This window comes from Cognatiluteimonas sedimenti (assembly GCF_022808325.1).
In the GTDB taxonomy this organism is placed as follows: Bacteria; Pseudomonadota; Gammaproteobacteria; order Xanthomonadales; family Xanthomonadaceae; genus Cognatiluteimonas; species Cognatiluteimonas sedimenti.
This window is the reverse complement of record NZ_JALGCL010000002.1, coordinates 356,608-374,975: the sequence shown is the minus strand read 5'-3', so window position 1 is coordinate 374,975 and position 18,368 is coordinate 356,608. Positions and strand designations below refer to the sequence as shown.

The 18,368-nt window shown below is 69.5% G+C and carries 17 protein-coding genes; 5 read left to right on the top strand and 12 right to left on the bottom strand.

The window, feature by feature from the left end; all coding sequences use genetic code 11:
* Positions 1-40: 40 nt before the first annotated feature.
* Complete coding sequence (locus MQC88_RS08505) at positions 41-2,053, top strand: M13 family metallopeptidase (RefSeq protein ID WP_243321031.1); 2,013 nt, start codon at positions 41-43, stop codon at positions 2,051-2,053.
* Positions 2,054-2,204: 151 nt separating this feature from the next.
* Here the strand turns inward: MQC88_RS08505 and MQC88_RS08500 are convergent, their stop codons facing one another.
* Positions 2,205-2,867 carry a rhomboid family intramembrane serine protease gene (locus MQC88_RS08500; protein WP_243321028.1) on the bottom strand — a complete coding sequence of 221 codons (663 nt, stop codon included), beginning with the start codon at positions 2,865-2,867 and terminating at the stop codon, positions 2,205-2,207.
* A 78-nt stretch (positions 2,868-2,945) separates the two neighbouring features.
* Complete coding sequence (locus tag MQC88_RS08495) at positions 2,946-3,293, bottom strand: MGMT family protein (RefSeq protein WP_243321027.1); 348 nt, start codon at positions 3,291-3,293, stop codon at positions 2,946-2,948.
* Between the two features lie 42 nt (positions 3,294-3,335).
* Between MQC88_RS08495 and MQC88_RS08490 the strand changes: the two genes are divergently transcribed.
* A complete protein-coding gene (locus tag MQC88_RS08490) occupies positions 3,336-3,746 on the top strand; it encodes a hypothetical protein (RefSeq protein WP_243321026.1) in 411 nt (136 codons plus the stop codon).
* Positions 3,747-3,828: 82 nt separating this feature from the next.
* Here the strand turns inward: MQC88_RS08490 and MQC88_RS08485 are convergent, their stop codons facing one another.
* Positions 3,829-4,947, bottom strand: coding sequence for an inorganic phosphate transporter (locus MQC88_RS08485; RefSeq protein WP_243321024.1), 1,119 nt, complete (start codon positions 4,945-4,947; stop codon positions 3,829-3,831).
* 19 nt (positions 4,948-4,966) lie between these two features.
* Complete coding sequence (locus tag MQC88_RS08480) at positions 4,967-5,593, bottom strand: DUF47 domain-containing protein (RefSeq protein ID WP_243321022.1); 627 nt, start codon at positions 5,591-5,593, stop codon at positions 4,967-4,969.
* 230 nt (positions 5,594-5,823) lie between these two features.
* Here MQC88_RS08480 and MQC88_RS08475 point away from each other — a divergent pair, with 230 nt between their 5' ends.
* Both MQC88_RS08475 and MQC88_RS08470 read left to right on the top strand, forming a co-directional pair.
* Positions 5,824-7,134: a hemolysin family protein gene (locus MQC88_RS08475; protein ID WP_243321019.1), complete on the top strand. Its 1,311-nt coding sequence runs from the start codon at positions 5,824-5,826 to the stop codon at positions 7,132-7,134.
* The gene (locus tag MQC88_RS08470) at positions 7,118-7,732 is read left to right on the top strand and encodes an exopolysaccharide biosynthesis protein (RefSeq protein WP_243321017.1); all 615 of its coding nucleotides are present in this window, start codon (positions 7,118-7,120) and stop codon (positions 7,730-7,732) included. Before MQC88_RS08475 ends, MQC88_RS08470 begins: the two co-directional genes overlap by 17 nt.
* Before the next feature lie 36 nt (positions 7,733-7,768).
* Here the strand turns inward: MQC88_RS08470 and MQC88_RS08465 are convergent, their stop codons facing one another.
* From MQC88_RS08465 to MQC88_RS08455, 3 genes are read right to left on the bottom strand one after another with little or no spacing between them, the layout of a single operon-like run.
* On the bottom strand, positions 7,769-9,910 hold the full coding sequence (locus MQC88_RS08465) for a putative bifunctional diguanylate cyclase/phosphodiesterase (protein ID WP_243321015.1): 2,142 nt from the start codon (positions 9,908-9,910) through the stop codon (positions 7,769-7,771).
* The gene (locus MQC88_RS08460; RefSeq protein ID WP_425491609.1) at positions 9,907-10,833 is read right to left on the bottom strand and encodes a phosphate/phosphite/phosphonate ABC transporter substrate-binding protein; all 927 of its coding nucleotides are present in this window, start codon (positions 10,831-10,833) and stop codon (positions 9,907-9,909) included. Before MQC88_RS08460 ends, MQC88_RS08465 begins: the two co-directional genes overlap by 4 nt.
* Before the next feature lie 55 nt (positions 10,834-10,888).
* Complete coding sequence (locus MQC88_RS08455) at positions 10,889-11,695, bottom strand: RNA methyltransferase (RefSeq protein WP_243321013.1); 807 nt, start codon at positions 11,693-11,695, stop codon at positions 10,889-10,891.
* A 90-nt stretch (positions 11,696-11,785) separates the two neighbouring features.
* On the opposite strand from MQC88_RS08455, the gene MQC88_RS08450 reads away from it, so the two are divergent.
* A complete protein-coding gene (locus MQC88_RS08450) occupies positions 11,786-12,616 on the top strand; it encodes an inositol monophosphatase family protein (RefSeq protein ID WP_243321011.1) in 831 nt (276 codons plus the stop codon).
* Between the two features lie 111 nt (positions 12,617-12,727).
* On the opposite strand, the gene secF is transcribed toward MQC88_RS08450, so the two are convergent.
* The 5 genes from secF to queA form a co-directional block, all read right to left on the bottom strand.
* Positions 12,728-13,678 carry a protein translocase subunit SecF gene (secF, locus tag MQC88_RS08445; RefSeq protein WP_243321009.1) on the bottom strand — a complete coding sequence of 317 codons (951 nt, stop codon included), beginning with the start codon at positions 13,676-13,678 and terminating at the stop codon, positions 12,728-12,730.
* Between the two features lie 15 nt (positions 13,679-13,693).
* Positions 13,694-15,565 carry a protein translocase subunit SecD gene (gene secD, locus MQC88_RS08440; RefSeq protein ID WP_243321007.1) on the bottom strand — a complete coding sequence of 624 codons (1,872 nt, stop codon included), beginning with the start codon at positions 15,563-15,565 and terminating at the stop codon, positions 13,694-13,696.
* 71 nt (positions 15,566-15,636) lie between these two features.
* Positions 15,637-15,990, bottom strand: a complete 354-nt coding sequence (yajC, locus tag MQC88_RS08435; protein ID WP_243321313.1) for a preprotein translocase subunit YajC — start codon at positions 15,988-15,990, stop codon at positions 15,637-15,639.
* Between the two features lie 74 nt (positions 15,991-16,064).
* On the bottom strand, positions 16,065-17,201 hold the full coding sequence (gene tgt / locus MQC88_RS08430) for a tRNA guanosine(34) transglycosylase Tgt (protein WP_243321006.1): 1,137 nt from the start codon (positions 17,199-17,201) through the stop codon (positions 16,065-16,067).
* A 58-nt stretch (positions 17,202-17,259) separates the two neighbouring features.
* Positions 17,260-18,306, bottom strand: coding sequence for a tRNA preQ1(34) S-adenosylmethionine ribosyltransferase-isomerase QueA (gene queA, locus MQC88_RS08425; protein WP_243321004.1), 1,047 nt, complete (start codon positions 18,304-18,306; stop codon positions 17,260-17,262).
* Positions 18,307-18,368: the final 62 nt, after the last annotated feature.

The following is an 18,368-nucleotide window of genomic DNA, read 5'->3' as shown; positions in this document are numbered from 1 at the left end:
TTGTTACACTCGCGCGACTCCACCGGATGGACCTCGCACGATGCCGAACCCGCGTCCCCTCGCCCTTGCCCTCGGCCTGGCCCTGGCCACCACCCTGCTGGCACTGCCGGCCGCCGACGCGGCGAAAAAGAAATCCGGCAAGAAGTCGACGACCAGCCTGGTCTGCACCGATTTCTATTCACACGCCAATGCCGATTGGCTCGCCGCCAACAAGGTCTCCGCCGACAGCGGCATGGTCTCGGCGATGGCACAACTCGGGGAACGCGCGCGCCAGCAGCAGATCGACCTGCTGAACGACGACATGCAGTCGGCGCAGGGCGGCGTGGCGAAACTGCTCGGCGATTTCTGGGCCAGCGGACTGGACGAAGCGGCGGTGGAACGCGATGGCGCCAATCCGGTCGCGCCGCTGCTGTCGCGGATCGACTCGATCCGTCGCGGCAAGGACGTGCCGGCCGCGGTTGCGGCGCTGCACCAGGTCGGTATCCCGGTGCTGTTCAATTTCGGCCCCGACGTCGACCTGGCCGATCTCGGCCGCCATATCGGCTACTTCAGCCAGGGCGGCCTCGGCCTGCCCGATCCGGCCTACTACACGCGCAGCGACGCCGATTCCCGCGCGCTGCTCGGCCGCTACACCGATTACGTCTCCAAGATCCTCACCCTGACCGGTAGCAAGCCCGAGCAGCTCAAGGCCGACACCCAGGCCGTGCTCGACCTGGAAACGCGCATCGCGCAGGCGTCGAAGCCGCTCGCCGCGTTGCGCGACCCGCGTGGCAACTACGCGCTGGTGCCGACTGCTGGCCTGGGCAAGCAGTACCGCTCCCTGCAACTGGACGAATTCCTCAAGGCGCAGGGCGTGGCCGACGACAGCGTGTCGCTGGCCGACCCGCGGCTGTTCGCGCAACTCGATGCGCTGGTCGGCGGGCTCAAGGCGGAGCAGTGGAAGAGCTACCTGCGCTACCACGTCGGCGCGGCGATGGCGCCCTACCTGTCCAAGGCCTGGCGAGACGTCGATTTCGACTTCCGCGGCACGGTCCTGCGCGGCGAGACCGCGCCGCCGCCACGGCAACGGCAGGTGCTCGATGCGATCAACCTCGCCGCCGGCCCGATGCTCGGCCGCGAATACGTCGGCCGCTACCTGCCTGCCACGACCCGCGCGCGCGCCACCGAGATCGCCACCCAGGTACGCGATGCGCTGGGCCGGGGCATCGACCGCAACAGCTGGATGAGCGCGGCCGCGAAGGCCGAGGCCAAGGCCAAGCTGGCCAGGCTCAAGATCGAGGTTGGCGCGCCTGCGCGCGACCTCGACTACACGGTGCAGCCGATGGGCCGCGGCAGTTTCGGCGGCAACATGCTGATCGCCTCGACCTGGCGCCACCGCGAGGAGATGCGGCGGATCGGCCGCGGCAACGCCGACCGTCGCTGGAACGTGCTGCCGCAGCAGCCGGCGCTTGCCTACGACGTCGCCCAGAACCGGCTGATCGTGACCGCGGCGATGCTGCAGGCGCCGGTGCTCGACATGGCCCAGGACGCGGCCGCGCATTACGGTGCGTTCGGCGCGCTGGTCGGGCACGAATTGACCCACGGCTTCGACGGCGTCGGCCGCAACGTCGATGCCGCCGGCGAAGTCCGCGACTGGTGGACGCCCGCCGACAAGGCCGCGTGGGACGCGCGCACCGCGCAACTGGCGACGCAATATGGCGCGTATCCCTATCCGGAACTGAAGGCCAAGTTCGTCCCCGGCGCGCAGACGCGCGAAGAGAACGCCGCCGACCTGGCGGGCGTGGAGCTGGCATGGGATGCGCTGGTCGCCGCGCAACCGGCGCTCGCCGACACCGGCAAGCAATGGTTCTTCCAGGGCTGGGCCAGGCTGTGGCCGCAGCAGATGACGACCGACGTCGCCACCCGGCTGGCGGCCAGCGACGTGCACGCGCCGGGGCAATGGCGCAGCAACGGACCGCTGGCCGACGTGCCGGAATTCGGCGGTGCATTCTCCTGCAAGGCCGGCACGCCGATGCAGCGCGAGGCCGCCCAGCAGGTCAAGATCTGGCGCTGAGCCTTCGCCGGCCGGATCCATCGGCCACGCAAGCTTGCGGGAGCGCCTTCAGGCGCGAGTTTTGAGGGCTGGGTGGATCAGCTGAGGAGCTCGCGCCTGAAGGCGCTCCCACGAATGCGGTTACCCGCAACGCGGACCGCGCATCAGCGCATCAGCGCACGATTCGCGGGCGTGGCGGCCCGCGCTTGCCGAACGGGGGCTGCCCGCGCCAGTAGCGGATCAGCAGCCAGCCGAACAGCATTCCGCCCAGGTGCGCGAAGTGCGCCACGCCCGGCTGCAGGCCGGTGGCGCCGAGCAGCAGTTCGATCGCCCCGTAGACGATCACCAGCGTGCGCGCCTTCATCGGGATCGGCGGGATCAGCAGCATCACCCGCTGGTGGGGAAACAGCATGCCGTAGGCCAGCAGCAGGCCGAACACACCGCCCGAAGCGCCGATCGTGGGATACATGCCGCCGCCCTGCGACAGCGTCCACGACGCCACCGCCAGCTGGCAGGCGCCGGCGCCTGCCACGCAGACCAGGTAATAGGTGAGGAAGCGCTTGTTGCCCCAGGTGTATTCCAGCGGCGCGCCGAACATCAGCAGCGCCAGCATGTTGAAGGCGACGTGGGCGAAGCCGCCGTGCAGGAATCCGTAGGTCAGCAGTTGCCACGGCCAGAACGACTGCGACATCGCGAATGGATCGCCACCGGGGTCGCCGAGTGGCCACAGCATGAAAGGCGCGAACATGGCGTCGCCGAGCAGCTGCTGGAGAAGGAACACGACGCCGTTGGCGATCAACAGCGCCTTGGTGACCGGGGGAAGGTTGGAGAACATCGCGATCCTGCGGGGTACGCCGGGGCGGCGCACGGACGTGGCGCGCCATGATACCGGCAGCACCGTGGCGCTGCCGGGTCAGGGCATGCCCCAGACCTCCGCGTCCAGGTCCGGAACCACCCGCGCCATGCGCACCCGGCCATTGGCGACCGCCACGCCTTCGGCGCGCAGGCGCCGCGCCTGCTCGCGGAAACCCCGGGAGCCTTCCGGGAAGGCGATGCGGCCATCGGAACGCAACACCCGGTGCCAGGGCAGCGAGGCGTCGGTATTGCCGCTCAGCACCCGCGCTGCCAGGCGCGCCCGCCCCGGCAAGCCGGCGCGGCGCGCGACTTCGCCGTAGCCGGCAACCTGCCCGCGCGGGATCGCGCGCACCGCGGCGAGGATTGCGTCGGCGGCAGCCGGGCCGGCGGCAGGCACGTCCTTCATCGGGTTAGCATAGCCGCAACCCCCGACCCGGCGACGTCGACCATGCTCAACTTCGAACAGATCCGCAGCCACCTGGCCGGCAGCGACTTCCGCATCACCATGCAGGAACCCTACGTCCTGTGCGTGGAGCTGTCGCTGGATGGCGGCCGCCGCCACCAGGCGATCTTCCTGTCGGAACTCGAGGACGACGACGGCCGCCATTTCCTGCGCGTGAGCAGCGTGATCGCGCCGATCACCGGCATCGACTGCAAGCGCGCCCTGGCGTTCAACTGGGAAAGCCGGGTCGGCTACCTGGCGATCGGCGACCTCGACGGGGTGCCGTGGATCCAGTTGTGCGAGAACCGTCCCTACGAAAGCCTGTCCCCGGCCGAGCTGGACCGCCTGATCCTGGAGATCGGCGGCATGGGCGATCGCATGGAACGCGCGTTGTCGGCCGGCGGCGACCTGCTCTAGGTCCGCACCCGAATCCGGGTCGGCCACGGCAAGAAGCCCGCCATCGGCGGGCTTCTTCGCATGCATCGCGGCCTCGGTAACCCTACAGCCAGCCCAGCAGCCCGAACAGCTTCAGCAGGCCGTAGGCGATTCCGCCGGCAGCCGGGATCGTCAGTATCCACGCCCACACGATCCGCTCGATCACGGTGAACTTCAGTGCGCGCGGGTTCTTGGCGAAGCCCACGCCCATGATCGCGGTCGAGATGCTGTGGGTGGTCGACACCGGCATGCCGAAGTGCGCGGCCATGGTCAGGATCGTGGCCGATGCGCTCTCGGCGGCGAAGCCGTGGATCGGGTGCAGCTTGACCATCTTGTGCCCCATGGTCTTGATGATGCGCCAGCCGCCGGCGGCGGTGCCGGCCGCCATCACCAGCGCGCAGGTGGCGATGATCCAGCTGTCGATGTCCGACTCGCCGCCATCCGGGTGCATGAACGCCAGCCACGAGGGCAGCTGGTCCAGGGAGCCGGACGCCTGCGCGGCGAAGATCGCCAGCGCAATGATGCCCATGGTCTTCTGCGCATCGTTGGTGCCGTGGGCGAAGCCCATGTACGCGGCGGACACCAGCTGCGCCTTGCCGAAGAAGGCGTTGACCCAGCGCGGCCTTGCCAGCCGCGCCAGCGGGCCGCCGGCGCGCGCCATCGCGGCGATGATCGCCCACAGGATCACCATGATCAGCACGCCAAGCAGGAAGCCGGCGATCGGGGAGCTGATCATCGGCACGAAGACCTTCCACAACAGGCCCTTGTTCCTGGTCCAGTCGCCGACGTTCTGCGACCAGATCAGCGCATGCCAGTTGTTGTGCGCCGCTGCCAGCGCCGCGCCGCAGAGGCCGCCGATCAACGCGTGCGAAGACGACGACGGCAGGCCGAGCCACCAGGTGATCAGGTTCCAGGTGATGCCGCCGCCCAGGGCGCACAGCAGCACCTGCAAGGTGACGTCCACCACGCTGGCGTCGATCAGCCCCGAGGAAATGGTCTTGGCGACCGCCGTGCCCATGAACGCGCCGATCAGGTTCATCGTCGCGGCCAGGATCACGGCCTGCCCCGGCGTGAGTACCTTGGTCGCGACCACCGTGGCGATGGAGTTGGCGGTGTCGTGGAAGCCGTTGACGAACTCGAACACGAGCGCGGCCAGCACCACCACCAGGACCAGGGTCAGCATCGGGGTACCTGCCTTGGGCTCAGCTGTTCTTCAGCGCGATTTCGTACGCAACCACGCCGGCCTCGCGGCAGCGGTCGATCGCCTTCTCGAGGATCTCGAAGAATTCCTTGAGCAGGAACATCTCGGTGGCCTCCAGGCGCCCGGAGTAGATGTCGCGATACAACTCCAGGATCAGCCGGTCGGCCTCGGCCTCCAGCACCCGCAGGCGGTCGCTGAGCGCCTTCATCGGCTCCAGCCGCAGCTTGGGCAATTCCTTGACCATTTCCACCACCACGCCGGCGGCCTGTTCCAGCATCGCCGCGCGCGGCGCGAAATCAATGCCCTCCAGGCGGTGCTGGGCCAGCGCGTAGCGGTCGGCGAAGCGTTCGACCTGCTTCGGGATCCGGTACAGCGCCGAGCCCAGCGCCTCGATGTCCTCGCGCTCGATCGGGGTGATGAAGCTGTCCACCAGCGCCTGGCTGATCTTGTCGGAGGCCTCGCGCTCGCGCTGGCGCGCCAGCTTGAAGGCGTCCAGCGAGTGGGTCCGCGTGGGCTCGCGCAGCATCGCGTGCAGGGCCTTGGTGCTGTCGTGGGCGGCGGCGGCCGCCTGGTCGAGCAAGTCGTAGAACTGCTTGCCATGGCCGAAGATCGTCTGCAGGGAAAACATCGCAGGCCCCGTCGCGTGGTGTGGAATGGCGGAATTATGACGGGTAAGCCCCCGGCCGTGCAGCAACGCAGGCCCGGTGGGGCCGCCATGGCGGTCGGGGCGCGGCTGCTATGATCGGCCCGCGCCCCGGCGCGACCTATGGACGACGCCCCCCCGCCCCCGCCTGCACGCGCCGCTGATCGCCCGGCGCCGACACTGGCCCGCCCCGCCCATCGCCTGGACCTGCGCGCGTGCTGCAACTGCTGATCGTACTGGTGCTGGTGCTGTTCAACGCCTTCTTCGCGATGTCGGAGATGGCGGTGATGACCTCGCGCAAGAGCCGCCTCAAGCAGATGGCGGCGCACAGCCGGCGCGCGCGCAAGGCGCTGCACCTGGCCGAGCATCCGGAGAGCTTCCTCTCGGCGGTGCAGCTCTGGATCACCCTGCTGAGCCTGCTCACCGGCTATTTCGGCGGCGAATCGATGGGCGAGAAGATCGCGGTGCCGCTGGCGCGGGTCGACTGGCTGGCGCCTTACGCCGACCGCATCGGCTTCGGTGCCGGCTTCCTGCTGATGCTGTTCTTCTTCGGCCTGGTCGGCGAACTGGTGCCCAAGCGCATCGGCACCCTGCGCCCGGAGCAGATCGCGTCGGCGGTGGCGTACCCGATGGACTTCTTCGCCAAGGCGGCCAAGCCTTTCGTGGTGTTGCTGGCGTTCGGCACCCGCACGGTCATGCGCCTGCTCGGCCTTGGAGGCAGCAGCGGCTCGCTGGTCACCGAGGAGGAGATCCGCATGCTGGTGAGCGAAAGCCACGAGCAGGGCCTGATCGACTCCGACGAACGCAACATGATGAACCGGGTGATGCGCCTGGGCGACCGCACCGCGGAAAGCCTGATGACCCCGCGCACGCGGATCGTCTGGCTCGATGCCGGCGCCAGTTTCGAGGAGAACCTGGCGGCGATGCGCGAGACCCCGTACTCGCGCTACCCGGTCTACCGGCACAGCGATTCGGACGTGCTCGGCGTGCTCGAGGTGAAGGCCCTGCTCGACCGCCTCGACGAACGCGCCCCGGAGCTGTTCCGCAAACTGCGGCCCGCGGTGTTCGTGTCCGAGTCCACGCACGCGCTGAAGCTGCTGGAGATCTTCCGCGAGGAACAGCAGTCGCTGGCGATGGTGGTGGACGAATACGGCGACGTCACCGGCATGGTCACCCTCAACGACCTGATGGGCGCGGTGCTCGGCCGCGTGCAGTCGGGCGAGACCGCCGACGCCGAGGCGCTGGTGGTCGTGCGCGAGGACGGCTCGTTGCTGGTGGATGGCTCGCTGCCGGTCGACGACCTGCGCGAACTGCTCGGCGGCGGCCCGCTGCCGGGCGAGGACGAGCACGACTACAACACCGCCGCGGGCATGACCATCGCCCATTTCGGCCGCATCCCGCACGCCGGCGAGCATTTCGGCTGGCGCGGCTGGCGGATCGAGGTGGTGGACCTCGACGGGCCGCGCATCGACAAGCTGCTGGTGCAGCAGGTCGCGTCCGGACACGACGATGACGAGGATGCGTGATCGCGGCCTGCGGGTGCTGCTCGACGGCTTCACCGTCGGCGATCCGGACGAGCTGTTGCCGCTGCGCGACCTGCTCGCCGGGCTGGGACGGCGCGCGTTCGGGATGCTGCTGCTGATCGCGACGTTGCCGGCCTTCATCCCGATCCCGATCGGTGGCGCGATCAGCGGCCCGCTGGTGGTGCTGATCGGGGCGCAGCTGCTGCTCGGCACGCGGCGGCCATGGTTGCCCGGGTTCCTCGCCCGTCGCGGCCCGCACCGGCATGCGCTCAAGCGCTTCGACGCGAAGATCTCGCCGTGGCTGGCGCGGCTGGAAAAGCTGGTGCGGCCGCGGCTGCGGCAGCTGCTGCACAGGCGTGCCGCGGTGATGTTCACCGGGCTGTTGCTGGTGCTGCTCGGGTTGCTGCTGTCGCTGCCGATCCCGCTGACGAACTACCTGTTCGGCGCACTGCTGCTGCTGTTCGCGTTCGCCCTGCTGGAGCGCGACGGCGCGCTGCTGCTGGTGGCCTGGGGCGCCGGCGCGATCGCGATCGCGGTGTTCGGGGTGCTGTCGGGGAAATTCGCCGCGATGGCGGCACGCGGGATCGATGCGCTGATCTGAAATGCGGTGCGCGCCCCGCGCCCCGGGCGGCAGCGATCAGGCCAGCAGCCCGCAGAACTCCTGCACGTTCACGGGATGCCCGATCCAGTAGCCCTGCGCCAGGTCGCAGCCGCGCTCGCGCAGGATCGCGTACTGCCCTTCCTTTTCCACGCCCTCGGCGATCACCGTGATGCCCAGCGAATGCGCCATCGCGATGATCGCGGTGGTGAGGGCAAGGTCGTCGGGGTCGCGCAGCACGTCGGAGACGAAGCTGCGATCGATCTTGACCCCGTCCACCGGCACCCGGCGCAGGTGGCTGAGACCGGAGAAGCCGGTGCCGAAATCGTCGAGCCACACCTTGACCCCGGTGCTGCGCAACCGCGCCAGCAAAGCGCTGGCGTGGACTTCGTCGCCGATCACCGCGGTCTCGGTCAGCTCGATGTGCAGCTGCGATGCGGGCAGCCCGGTATCGCGCAGCACCGTGGCCACCTGGTCCGGCAGCTCGCCGCTGCGCAGTTGCCGCGGCGACACGTTGACCGACACGAACAGCTCCTTGCCGCGGTTGAACTGGGTGTGCCAGCGCACCGCGTCGTTGCAGGCCACGCGCAGCACCTCCGGGCCGATCGTCTCGATCAGGCCGCTCTGCTCGGCGACGTCGATGAACACCGACGGCGCGATGCTGCCCTGCTCGGGATGGTGCCAGCGCAGCAGCGCCTCGGCACCGACCAGCTGGCCGTCGCCGAGGCGGTAGATCGGCTGGTAGGCGAGGCTGAGCTCGCCGCGGTCCCAGGCCCCGCGCAGGTCCTGCTCCATGCGCACGCGGCGCTCGACCGCCTGGTCCATGGCGCGGCTGTAGAAGCGGTAGCAGCTCTTGCCGGCGACCTTGGCCTGGTACATGGCGATGTCGCCGTTCTTCATCAGCGCCGTCGCCCCGGAGGCGTCCTCCGGGAACAGGGTGATGCCGATCGAGGTGCCGAGGAACACCTGCCGGCCCTGCACCACGATCGGCCGGCCCAGCTCCGCGACCAGGGTGGCGGCCAGGTCCGAGGCCTGCTCGCGGACGTCGCGCCCGGAACCGCCGCCCTGCAGCAGGATCACGAACTCGTCGCCGCCAAAGCGCGCCAGCATGGTTTCGTCGGCATCGCCGAAGCGATCCACCTGGGTGCGGATGCGGTTGGCGAACTGCACCAGCACCTCGTCGCCGGCGTCGTGGCCGAGGGTATCGTTGACGCGCTTGAAATCGTCGATGTCGGCGAACAGCAGCGCCAGCTGGCGACCGGCGCCGCGCAGCTGCATCAAGCGCTGGTCCAGGCTCTCGCGGAAGGCCAGCCGGTTGGCCAGCCCGGTGAGCGCATCGGTGTAGGCCATGCGGCGGATGTCGCGATCATGGCGCGCGATGCTGTCGCCCATGCGGCCGAAGGCACGCATCAGGTCCCCGACCTCGTCGTTGCGCTTGCTGGCCGGGACAGCGGTGGCGTAGTTGCCGGTCTCGATCTCCTGCGCGGCGTCGGCCAGTTGCCGGATCGGGCGCACCAGCGCGCGCTGCAGCACCAGGCTGGCGATCGCGCCCAGCCCCACCAGCGCCACCAGCAACAACCCGATCCACCACAGGTGGCGCGTGCCGATCGCGCCGAGGCGCTCGCCCAGCGCGGAGGACGCGCGGTTCTCGTCGGCGCGCACCGCCTCCAGCGAATAGCCGATGCGCACGCCGCCCAGGCGCTGGTCGCCGACCCGGATCGGGCTGGACACGTCGAGCACCCGGTCGGTCCACTGCGCGTGCACGCCGTTGGCAGACACGGCCTCGTAGGCGAGCGGGTCGCGCATCGCCTGGCCATAGGTGGGAATGTCGCCGGAGCCGTCGTGGATGATGTCGCCCTTGTTGTCGTACACCAGCACATAGCGTACGTCCGGCTGCCGCAGCACGTTGCGCGCGACCACGCCGATGGTGTCCAGGTCGAAGTAGTACAGCGGGTTGACCAGGGTGTCGGCGACCTGCGCCGAGAGCGCCTCGCCGTGAACGCGCAGGCGCTCGAACACCAGCGCGTGCATCGAGTCGCGGCTCTGGCGCACGACCTCGTGCTGCATCGCGCTCTGGCGCTGCAGCATCAGCACCACGACGGCCAGCATCAGCAGCAACGTGAGGCAGACCAGCGCGATGAACTTGGCGTGCAGCCCCTTCAGGTACCGGTCGAACCTCATTCGACCTCCACGCGCACGCGCTTCACGCCATCGCGCAGGTCGCGCAACGCGGCTTCGGTGGCGGTGTCGATCGGGAGGAAGCGGGTGGTGCGGAAGAACTGCAGCAGCGCCTCGCGCGCGTCGGGATCCTTGCCGGCCTCGGACAGCACCTCGCGCAGTCGCGCCTGGATCCGGTCGTCGAGGTCGCCACGGACCATCTCCAGCGCGCGCGGGTAGGCCCGGCTCTGGTCGATCACGCGGAAATCCCTGCGGTACGAAGCCGGGGTCCGATGCGGGTCGTTCCAGTCCAGGTTGCTCATGGCCCCGGCATCGACCAGGCGCTTGTGCACCCAGGTGGCGATGTTGAGCTCCGAACCGGCGAACACGTAGCCGACCGAGCGGTCGTCCGGCCGGTCCATCGGCGACAGCAGGATCTGCGGCGACAGCCCGTGCTGCAGCAGCTGCATCGCCGGCACCACGTACGCGCTGGTGGACGAGGTGTTCTGGAATGCCACGCTGCGGCCGCGCAGGTCGTCGAGCGAGGCTATCCCGCTGTCGCGGCGCACGAAGATCAGCGCGCGGTAGTCACTGACGCCGTTGCGCTCGGTCAGCAGCAACGGCTGCGCGCCGGCACGGTCTTCCAGGCGCATGGCATTGGCCGAGGTTTCGGTGACCCAGTCGACGCGGCCGCGGCGCAGGTAACTGGTCATCTGCTGCAGGTCGCGCGCCATCAGGATCCGGCCTTCGGTGATGCCGACGTCGGCCATCCGTGGCACCACGTAGTCCAGCAGCGGCTTGAGCTGCTCGTAGTGCGCCTTGGGATCGTCGCTGATCCGCCCCAGCACCAGCACGTGCGGATCGCCCGCCCGCGCCGGCGCGGCGAACGCCAGGCTCGCCAGCAGGCCAAGCACGCAGGTCAGCAGGCGTAGCGTCGGGTTGCGCAAAGTCCGGTTTTCCACGGGGACGGCCAAGGCAGCGAGCCTAGCCGAATTGCCGGGCCTAAGACAGCGCCGGCGGACGCTCGCCGGCCAGCCGCGCCATCCGTTGCGCATCCGCCAGCACGCCGCGCAGCAGCCGCACCTCGCGCGCGTCCAGCCCGCTGCGCAGGAACAGCCGCCGCAGTTTGCGCAGCGCCGACTGCGGGGCCCGGCCCTTGTGGAAATCGATCGCTTCCAGGGTCTCGGCCAGCTGCGCGAAGAGGCCTTCGAGCTGCGCGTGGGACGCCGGTTCCCCGGCCGCGGCCGGGGCCGGGGATTCCACGACCGCTCCGGGCTGCAACCAGGCCATGCGCAGTTCGTAGGCCAGCACCTGCACCGCCGCGGCCAGGTTCAGCGAGCTGTAGTCGGGATTGGCGGGGATATGGACCGCCCCGTGGCACAGCTGCAGCTCGTCGTTGTCGAGCCCGGTGCGCTCCCGCCCGAATACCAGCGCCACTTCGGCCCCCCGCCCGGCCTCGGCCAGCGCCCGGGCCGCGGCTTCGCGGGGCGATTGCTCCGGCAGCGCGATCCGGCGGCTGCGCGCCGTGCATCCCAGCACCAGCCGGCAGTCGGCCACCGCCGCGGCCAGGGTCTCGTGCAGGGACGCCGCGGCAAGCACGTCGTCGGCCCCGGCCGCCAGCGCGTCGGCGTCGGCATGGGGGTAGCGTTCCGGCGCCACCAGCGCCAGCCGCGACAGGCCCATGGTTTTCATGGCCCGCGCCGCCGAACCGATGTTGCCCGGATGCTGGGTGCCGACCAGCACCACGCGGATGCGCGCGGACGGCAGCGGCTCCCGGCTGGGGGTGATGTCCTCGGGACGGTTGCTCATGGTGGCAATGTTAAACTCCGCGCCCCGGCCACCGCGCCGGTCCGTTCTTTGCCGTCGCCATCCTTCCGCCTGCCCCGAGGTCGTTCCGCCATGCTCAAGCCCGCCGTCAACGTCATGGTCAAGGCGGCCCGTGCGGGCGGCAGCGTGCTGCTGCGGCACATGAACAAGCTCGACGCGCTCAACATCGTCGAGAAGGAACGGATGGATTACGCCAGCGAGGTCGATGGCCTCGCCGAAGCCGAGATCATCAAGGAACTGCGCCGCGCCAATCCCGATTACGCCATCCTCGGCGAGGAAGGCGGCGCGCAGAAGGGCAACCGCGGCGCCAGCCGCCATACCTGGGTGATCGACCCGCTGGACGGCACCAGCAACTACCTGCATGGCTGGCCGCACTGGTGCGTCTCGATCGCGCTGGTCGAGAACGGCGAGCCGATCCACGGGGTGATCTTCGATCCGCTGCGCAACGAGCTTTTCACCGCCAGCCGCGGCAGCGGCGCCGCGCTCAACGAGCGCCGCATCCGCGTCAGCGAGCGCAAGGACCTGGGTGGCGCGATGCTGATCACCGGCTTCCCCCCGCGCGAACGCGCGCGGGTGGCGCCGCAGATGGACTGCCTGCGCACCCTGCTGGCCGAAGCCGAGGACGTGCGCCGCACCGGTTCGGCGGCGCTCGACCTGGCCTACGTCGCCTGCGGCCGTGCCGACGGCTATTTCGAGGCCGGCGTTCAGCCCTGGGACATCGCCGCGGGAATGTTGCTGGTGCGCGAGGCCGGCGGTCGCGTCTGCGATTACCGCGGCGCCGCGCTCGCGCGCATGGACATCGCCGAAGCGCGCGGTCGCCAGGTCGTCGCCGGCAACGTCAAGCTGGTCGAGCCGCTGCAGAAGGCGATCGTGGCGTCGGGGTACGCGGCGAGCTTCGCCTGACCGTCCGACGCCCGAACCTGTCCCGGGCGGGTCGAAGCCGGGGGCGAAGGGCTGCATCCACCAACGAAAAGGCCGCGCACAGCGCGGCCTTTTCGTTGCATCGGCTCGACCTCAGGGCCGCCGTGCCAGCGCGGCCTCGTCCTTTGCCTTCGGCATCAAGTCCTGCTTGCTCACGCCCAGCCACATCAGCAACGGGCAGGCGACGAAGATCGACGACAGCGTGCCGATGATGATGCCCATCATCTGCGACTCGGCCATGCCGCGCAGCGAACCGCCACCGTACAAGTACAGCGCCAGCACCGTCAGGAACGCCACGAACGAGGTGATCACCGTTCGCGACAGCGTCTGGTTGACCGATGTGTTGAGGATCTCGCGCGGCGACGCGCGCATGCCGCGGAAATTCTCGCGCACGCGGTCGAACACCACGATCGTGTCGTTGATCGAGTAGCCCATCACCGACATCACGCCGGCCAGCACCGTGAGGTCGAACTCGTGCCCGCTGAACGCGAACCAGCCGGCCACCACCACCACGTCGTGCATGGTCGCGATGATCGCGGCGACCGCGAATTTCCACTCGAAGCGGAACGAAATGTAGGCCAGGAAGCCGACCATCACGAACAGCAAGGCATAGATGCCGTTCTGCGCCAGCTCCTTGCCGATCTGCGGGCTGATCTCCGCGCTGCTGCGCTTTTCGGCGGGGTTGCCGGGCAGCGACGCCGCCCTGGCGACCGAATCGCCGATGCCCTCGGTGTTGATGCCCGGGCTGCCTTCCTCCGGTGCCTGCAACCGCACCAGCAGGTCGGCGCCGCTGCCGAAGGTCTGCACCACCGCGCTGTCGTAGCCGGCACGCTCCAGGCTTGCGCGGACGTCGTCCACGTCAGGCGCCTGGGCGTAGCGCAGCTCGACGCCGATGCCGCCGGTGAAGTCGAGCGCGAAGTTGAACCCCTTGGTCGCCATTGCGCCGACCGCGACCACCAGCAGCAGCACCGACAATGCGGTGGACGCCCAGCGCAGGCGCATGAAGTCGAACTTGCTGCCGTGCGGGAACACGTTGAATTGCATGGTCGTCGTGCTCCGTCAGATGGCAATGGACTTCAGCTTGCGCCGGCGTCCGTAGATCAGGGTGGCGATGCCGCGCGACACCGACACCGCGGTGTACATGGAGGTCACGATGCCCGCGATCAGCGATACGGCGAAGCCCTTGACCGGGCCGGTGCCGAAGGCGAACAGGGCGACGCCCGCCAGCATCGCGGTGAGGTTGGCGTCCATGATGGTGCCCGAGGCGTGCTGGTAGCCCGAGGCGATCGCCGCCTGCGGCGGCAACCCGGCGCGCAATTCCTCGCGTATGCGCTCATTGATCAGCACGTTGGCGTCGACCGACATGCCGACCGTCAGCGCGATGCCCGCCAGGCCCGGCAAGGTCAGGGTCGCCCCGAGGAACGACATCACCGCCACCACCATCAGCAGGTTGATCAGCAGCGCGATGCAGGTGATCAGCCCGAACATGCGGTAATAGACCAGGAAGAACACCAGCGCGAAACCGAACGAGTACAGCACCGCGGTCAGGCCGCGACTGACGTTTTCCTTGCCCAGGCTCGGGCCGACCACGCGCTGCTCGACGAAGTCCATCGGCGCGGCCAGCGCGCCGGCGCGCAGCAGCAGCGCCAGGTCCGCGGCTTCCTTGGGGCTTTCCAGGCCGGTGGTCTGGAACTCCTTGCCGAACACGCCCTGGATGGTGGCGACCGAGATCACCTGCTCGCTGGTGCGGGTGGTGCGGATCTCCTTGCCGTCGGGCCCGGTGCTCACTTCCGGCACGCGCTCGACGTAGACCACCGCCATCGGCTTGCCGACGTTCTCGCTGGTGAAGTCGAACATGCGCTGCCCGCCGATGCCGTTCAGGGTCACCGACACCTGCGGCGTGCCGCTGCGCGAGTCGTAGCCGGAGCGCGCGTTGACCAGCTGGTCGCCGGTGGCGATCACGCGCTTGTTGAGGATGATCGGGATGGGTTTGCCGTCCGGGCCCACTTCCTTGCGGTAGTAGATCTTGCCTTCGGGCGGAACGTTGCCGCTGCTGAGCGCGTCGTAGGGGTTGCCGTCGACCACGCCGCGGTATTCCAGGGTCGCGGTGGCGCCGAGGATGCGCTTGGCCTGTGCGGTGTCCTGCACGCCCGGCAGCTGCACCACCACGCGGTCGGCACCCTGGCGCTGGATGATCGGCTCGGCCACGCCGAGCTCGTTGATGCGGTTGCGCAGGGTGCCGACGTTCTGCTCGATCGCGTCGATGGTGATCTGCTGGATCTCCTTCTCCGGCACCCGCACGACGATGGTCCCGTTCTCCACGTCGCTGGTGAGGTTGGGCATGCTCTTGAGCACCAGCGCAAGGGCGGCGTCCGCGTCGCTGCCCGGCGCCAGCGTCGCCACGATCGAGTTGTCGGGGTGGCGCTCCACCGATTCGTAGCGCACGCGGTTGTCGCGCAGCAGCACGCGCAGGTCCTCGGCATAGGCGTCGAAGCGCTTGGCCAGCGCCGCCTGCTTGTCGACCTGCATCAGGAAGTGCACGCCGCCCTGCAGGTCCAGGCCCATCAGCATGCGCCGCGCGCCGATCGCGCCGAGCCAGTCGGGCACGGTGGAGGCGAGGTTGAGCGCGATCACGTAATGCTCGCCCAGCGCCGCGTTCAGGACGTCGTTGGCGTGGGTCTGGGCGTTGACGTCGTTGAGCCGCACCAGCAGCTCGCCGTCCTTCTCCAGTTCCACCGCCTTGGGCGCGACGCCGGCCTTCCGCAGTTCGCCGACGACCTTCTGCTCCAGCGCCGCGTCGACCTGGTAGCCGCGGTTGGCGGTGATCTGCACCGACGGATCCTGCGGATAGAGGTTGGGCAGCGCATACAACGCGCTGAGCAACACCACGACCAGGATGGTGACGTATTTGAAGCGGCCGTATTCGAGCATCGTGAAGCCCCGCGCGTGGCCTGGCGGCCGGCGCAAATTCTTGGAAAGGTCAGGTCGGGAAGGGTGCCGGCTCAGGCCGACTTCAGGGTGCCCTTGGGCAGGACGTTCGCGATCGCGCCCTTCTGCAGGCGCACGCGCACGTTGTCGGCGATCTCGACGCTGACGAAGCTGTCGCCGATCTCGCGCACCACGCCGGCGATGCCGCCGTTGGTGATCACCTCGTCGCCGTTGCCGAGCTTGTCGAGCATGGCACGGTGTTCCTTGGCGCGCTTCATCTGCGGCCGGATCATCAGGAAGTACATCACGCCGATCAGGACCACCGGGAACAGCAGGCCACCGAGGCCACCACCGAACAGGCCGCCCGGGGCGGGCTGGCCGGCGGCCTGGGCGTATGCGGGGGCAACGAGCAGGTCCAGAAGCGGCAGGTCAAGCAGGTTCATCGGGGCATCCGGTGGCGAAATAGCTGGGAATTATGCCATGTAGCCGGCGGCGGCCGGATTCAGGCGGGCCGGCCGCGGCCGCGGGCGGCATGGAAGGAGTCGCGGAAGGCAGCGAAGGTTCCCTGGGCGATCGCGGCACGCATCCCGGCCATGAGCTGCTGGTAGTACCAGAGGTTGTGCAGGGTCCCCAGGATCGGCGCAAGCATCTCGTTGCAGCGGTCCAGGTGGCGCAGGTAGGCGCGGGAATAGCCGCCGGCGCAGGCCTGGCAACCGCAGCCCTCCTCGATCGGGCGGGGGTCGCGCTCGTACTGCGCGTTGCGGATGCGCACGGTGCCGGTGGCGGTGAAGTAGTGGCCATTGCGCGCGTTGCGGGTCGGCATCACGCAGTCGAACATGTCCACGCCGCGGGCGACCGCCTCGACCAGGTCCTCGGGGCGCCCCACGCCCATCAGGTAGCGCGGCCGCTCTTCGGGCAACTGCGGCGCGGTGTGGTCGAGCATGGCATTGCGCTCGGCCTCGCTCTCGCCCACTGCCAGCCCGCCGATGGCGTAGCCGTCGAAGCCGATCGCCTTGAGTCCCTCGGCGGACTGCGTGCGCAGCTCGCGGTGCACGCCACCCTGGACGATGCCGAACAACGCCGCGTCATTGCCTTCGTGCGCACGCTTGCTGCGCCCGGCCCAGCGCAGCGACAGTTCCATCGACCGCCGCACCAGGTCCGCGCCCACCGGCACGCCGTCCACGTGCACCGGCGGGCATTCGTCGAAGATCATCACCACGTCGCTGCCGAGCACCTTCTGGATGCGCATCGATTCCTCGGGCCCGAGGAACACGGTAGATCCATCGGTCGGCGCCTGGAACGTCACGCCCTGCTCGCTGATCTTCCTGCGGTGCGCCAGCGAGAACACCTGGAAGCCGCCAGAATCGGTGAGGATCGGCCCGTCCCAGCGCGAAAAACCGTGCAGTCCGCCGTGCGCTTCGATCACCTCCAGCCCCGGCCGCAGGTACAGGTGGAAGGTGTTGCCGAGGATGATCTGCGCGCCCAGCGCACGCACCTGGTCGGGCAGCACGCCCTTGACCGAGCCGTAGGTGCCGACCGGCATGAATGCCGGCGTTTCCACCGTGCCGCGCGGGAACGCGAGCCGCCCCCGGCGCGCGGCGCCGTCGCTGGCGAGCAGTTCGAACGACATGCGGCTCATGGAATGCCTCCCGCCGTCAGCAAGCGGATTTCCATGGCGCGTTGGGACGCGTCCATCATCACGGCGTGCCGGTTTGGTCAAGGCGCGGAAACAACAACATCGCATCCCCGTACGAGAAGAAGCGGTAGCGTTGCTCGATCGCATGCGCGTACGCCGCCATGATCCGGTCGCGCCCGGCGAACGCCGACACCAGCATCAACAGCGTGCTTTCCGGCAGGTGGAAGTTGGTCAGCAGCGCGTCGACGCTGCGGATGCGATGGCCGGGCAGGATGAAGATCGACGTCTCGCCGGCGAACGGTTGCAGTTCGCCGTCCACCAGCGCGCTCTCCAGCGCCCGCACCACGGTGGTGCCGACCGCGACCACGCGGCCACCGCGTTCGCGCGTGCGCCTGGCCTGCTCCGCCAGCGCCGAACCGACATCGAGCCACTCGCTGTGCATCCGGTGCTCGCTGAGCTCGTCCACCCGCACGGGCTGGAAGGTGCCGGCGCCGACGTGCAGGGTCACGTGGCCGGTCTCGATCCCGCGCAGGCGCAATGCCTCCAGCAGCGCCTGGTCGAAGTGCAGGCCCGCGGTCGGTGCCGCGACCGCGCCGGTGCGGCGCGCGAACACGGTCTGGTAGCGGGCGTCGTCATCGGCATCGGGGTCGCGGTGGATGTACGGCGGCAGCGGCAGGCGGCCCGCGCGCTGCAGCCAGGCATCCAGTGGCGCGTCGATGTCGAATCGCAGGTGGTAGAACTCGCCCTCGCGCCCCAGCACCTCGGCCTCGCCCCCGGCGTCCAGCGCGATGCGGCTGCCGGCCTTGGGCGACTTGCTGGCGCCGACCTGCGCGCGCGCCTCGTTGCCGGGCAGCAGCCGCTCGATCAGGATCTCGACCCGGCCGCCGGTCGCCTTGGTGCCCAGCAGCCGCGCCGGGATCACGCGGGTGTCGTTGAACACCAGCAGGTCGCCGGGCTGCAGCAGTTGCGGCAGCTCGCGGACGCGATGGTCGGCGAAGGGGGCAGGCGCCGGCGGCACCAGCAGCAGGCGGCTGGCCGAGCGCTCGGGCAGGGGCGCCTGCGCGATCAGCTCCGGCGGCAGGTCGTAGCGGAAATCGGACTTCTTCAATGCCGGCAGTCGTTTGCGGTCAGCCGCGCATTGTAGGGCGGGCCCAGGCCCGCCACCCGTCC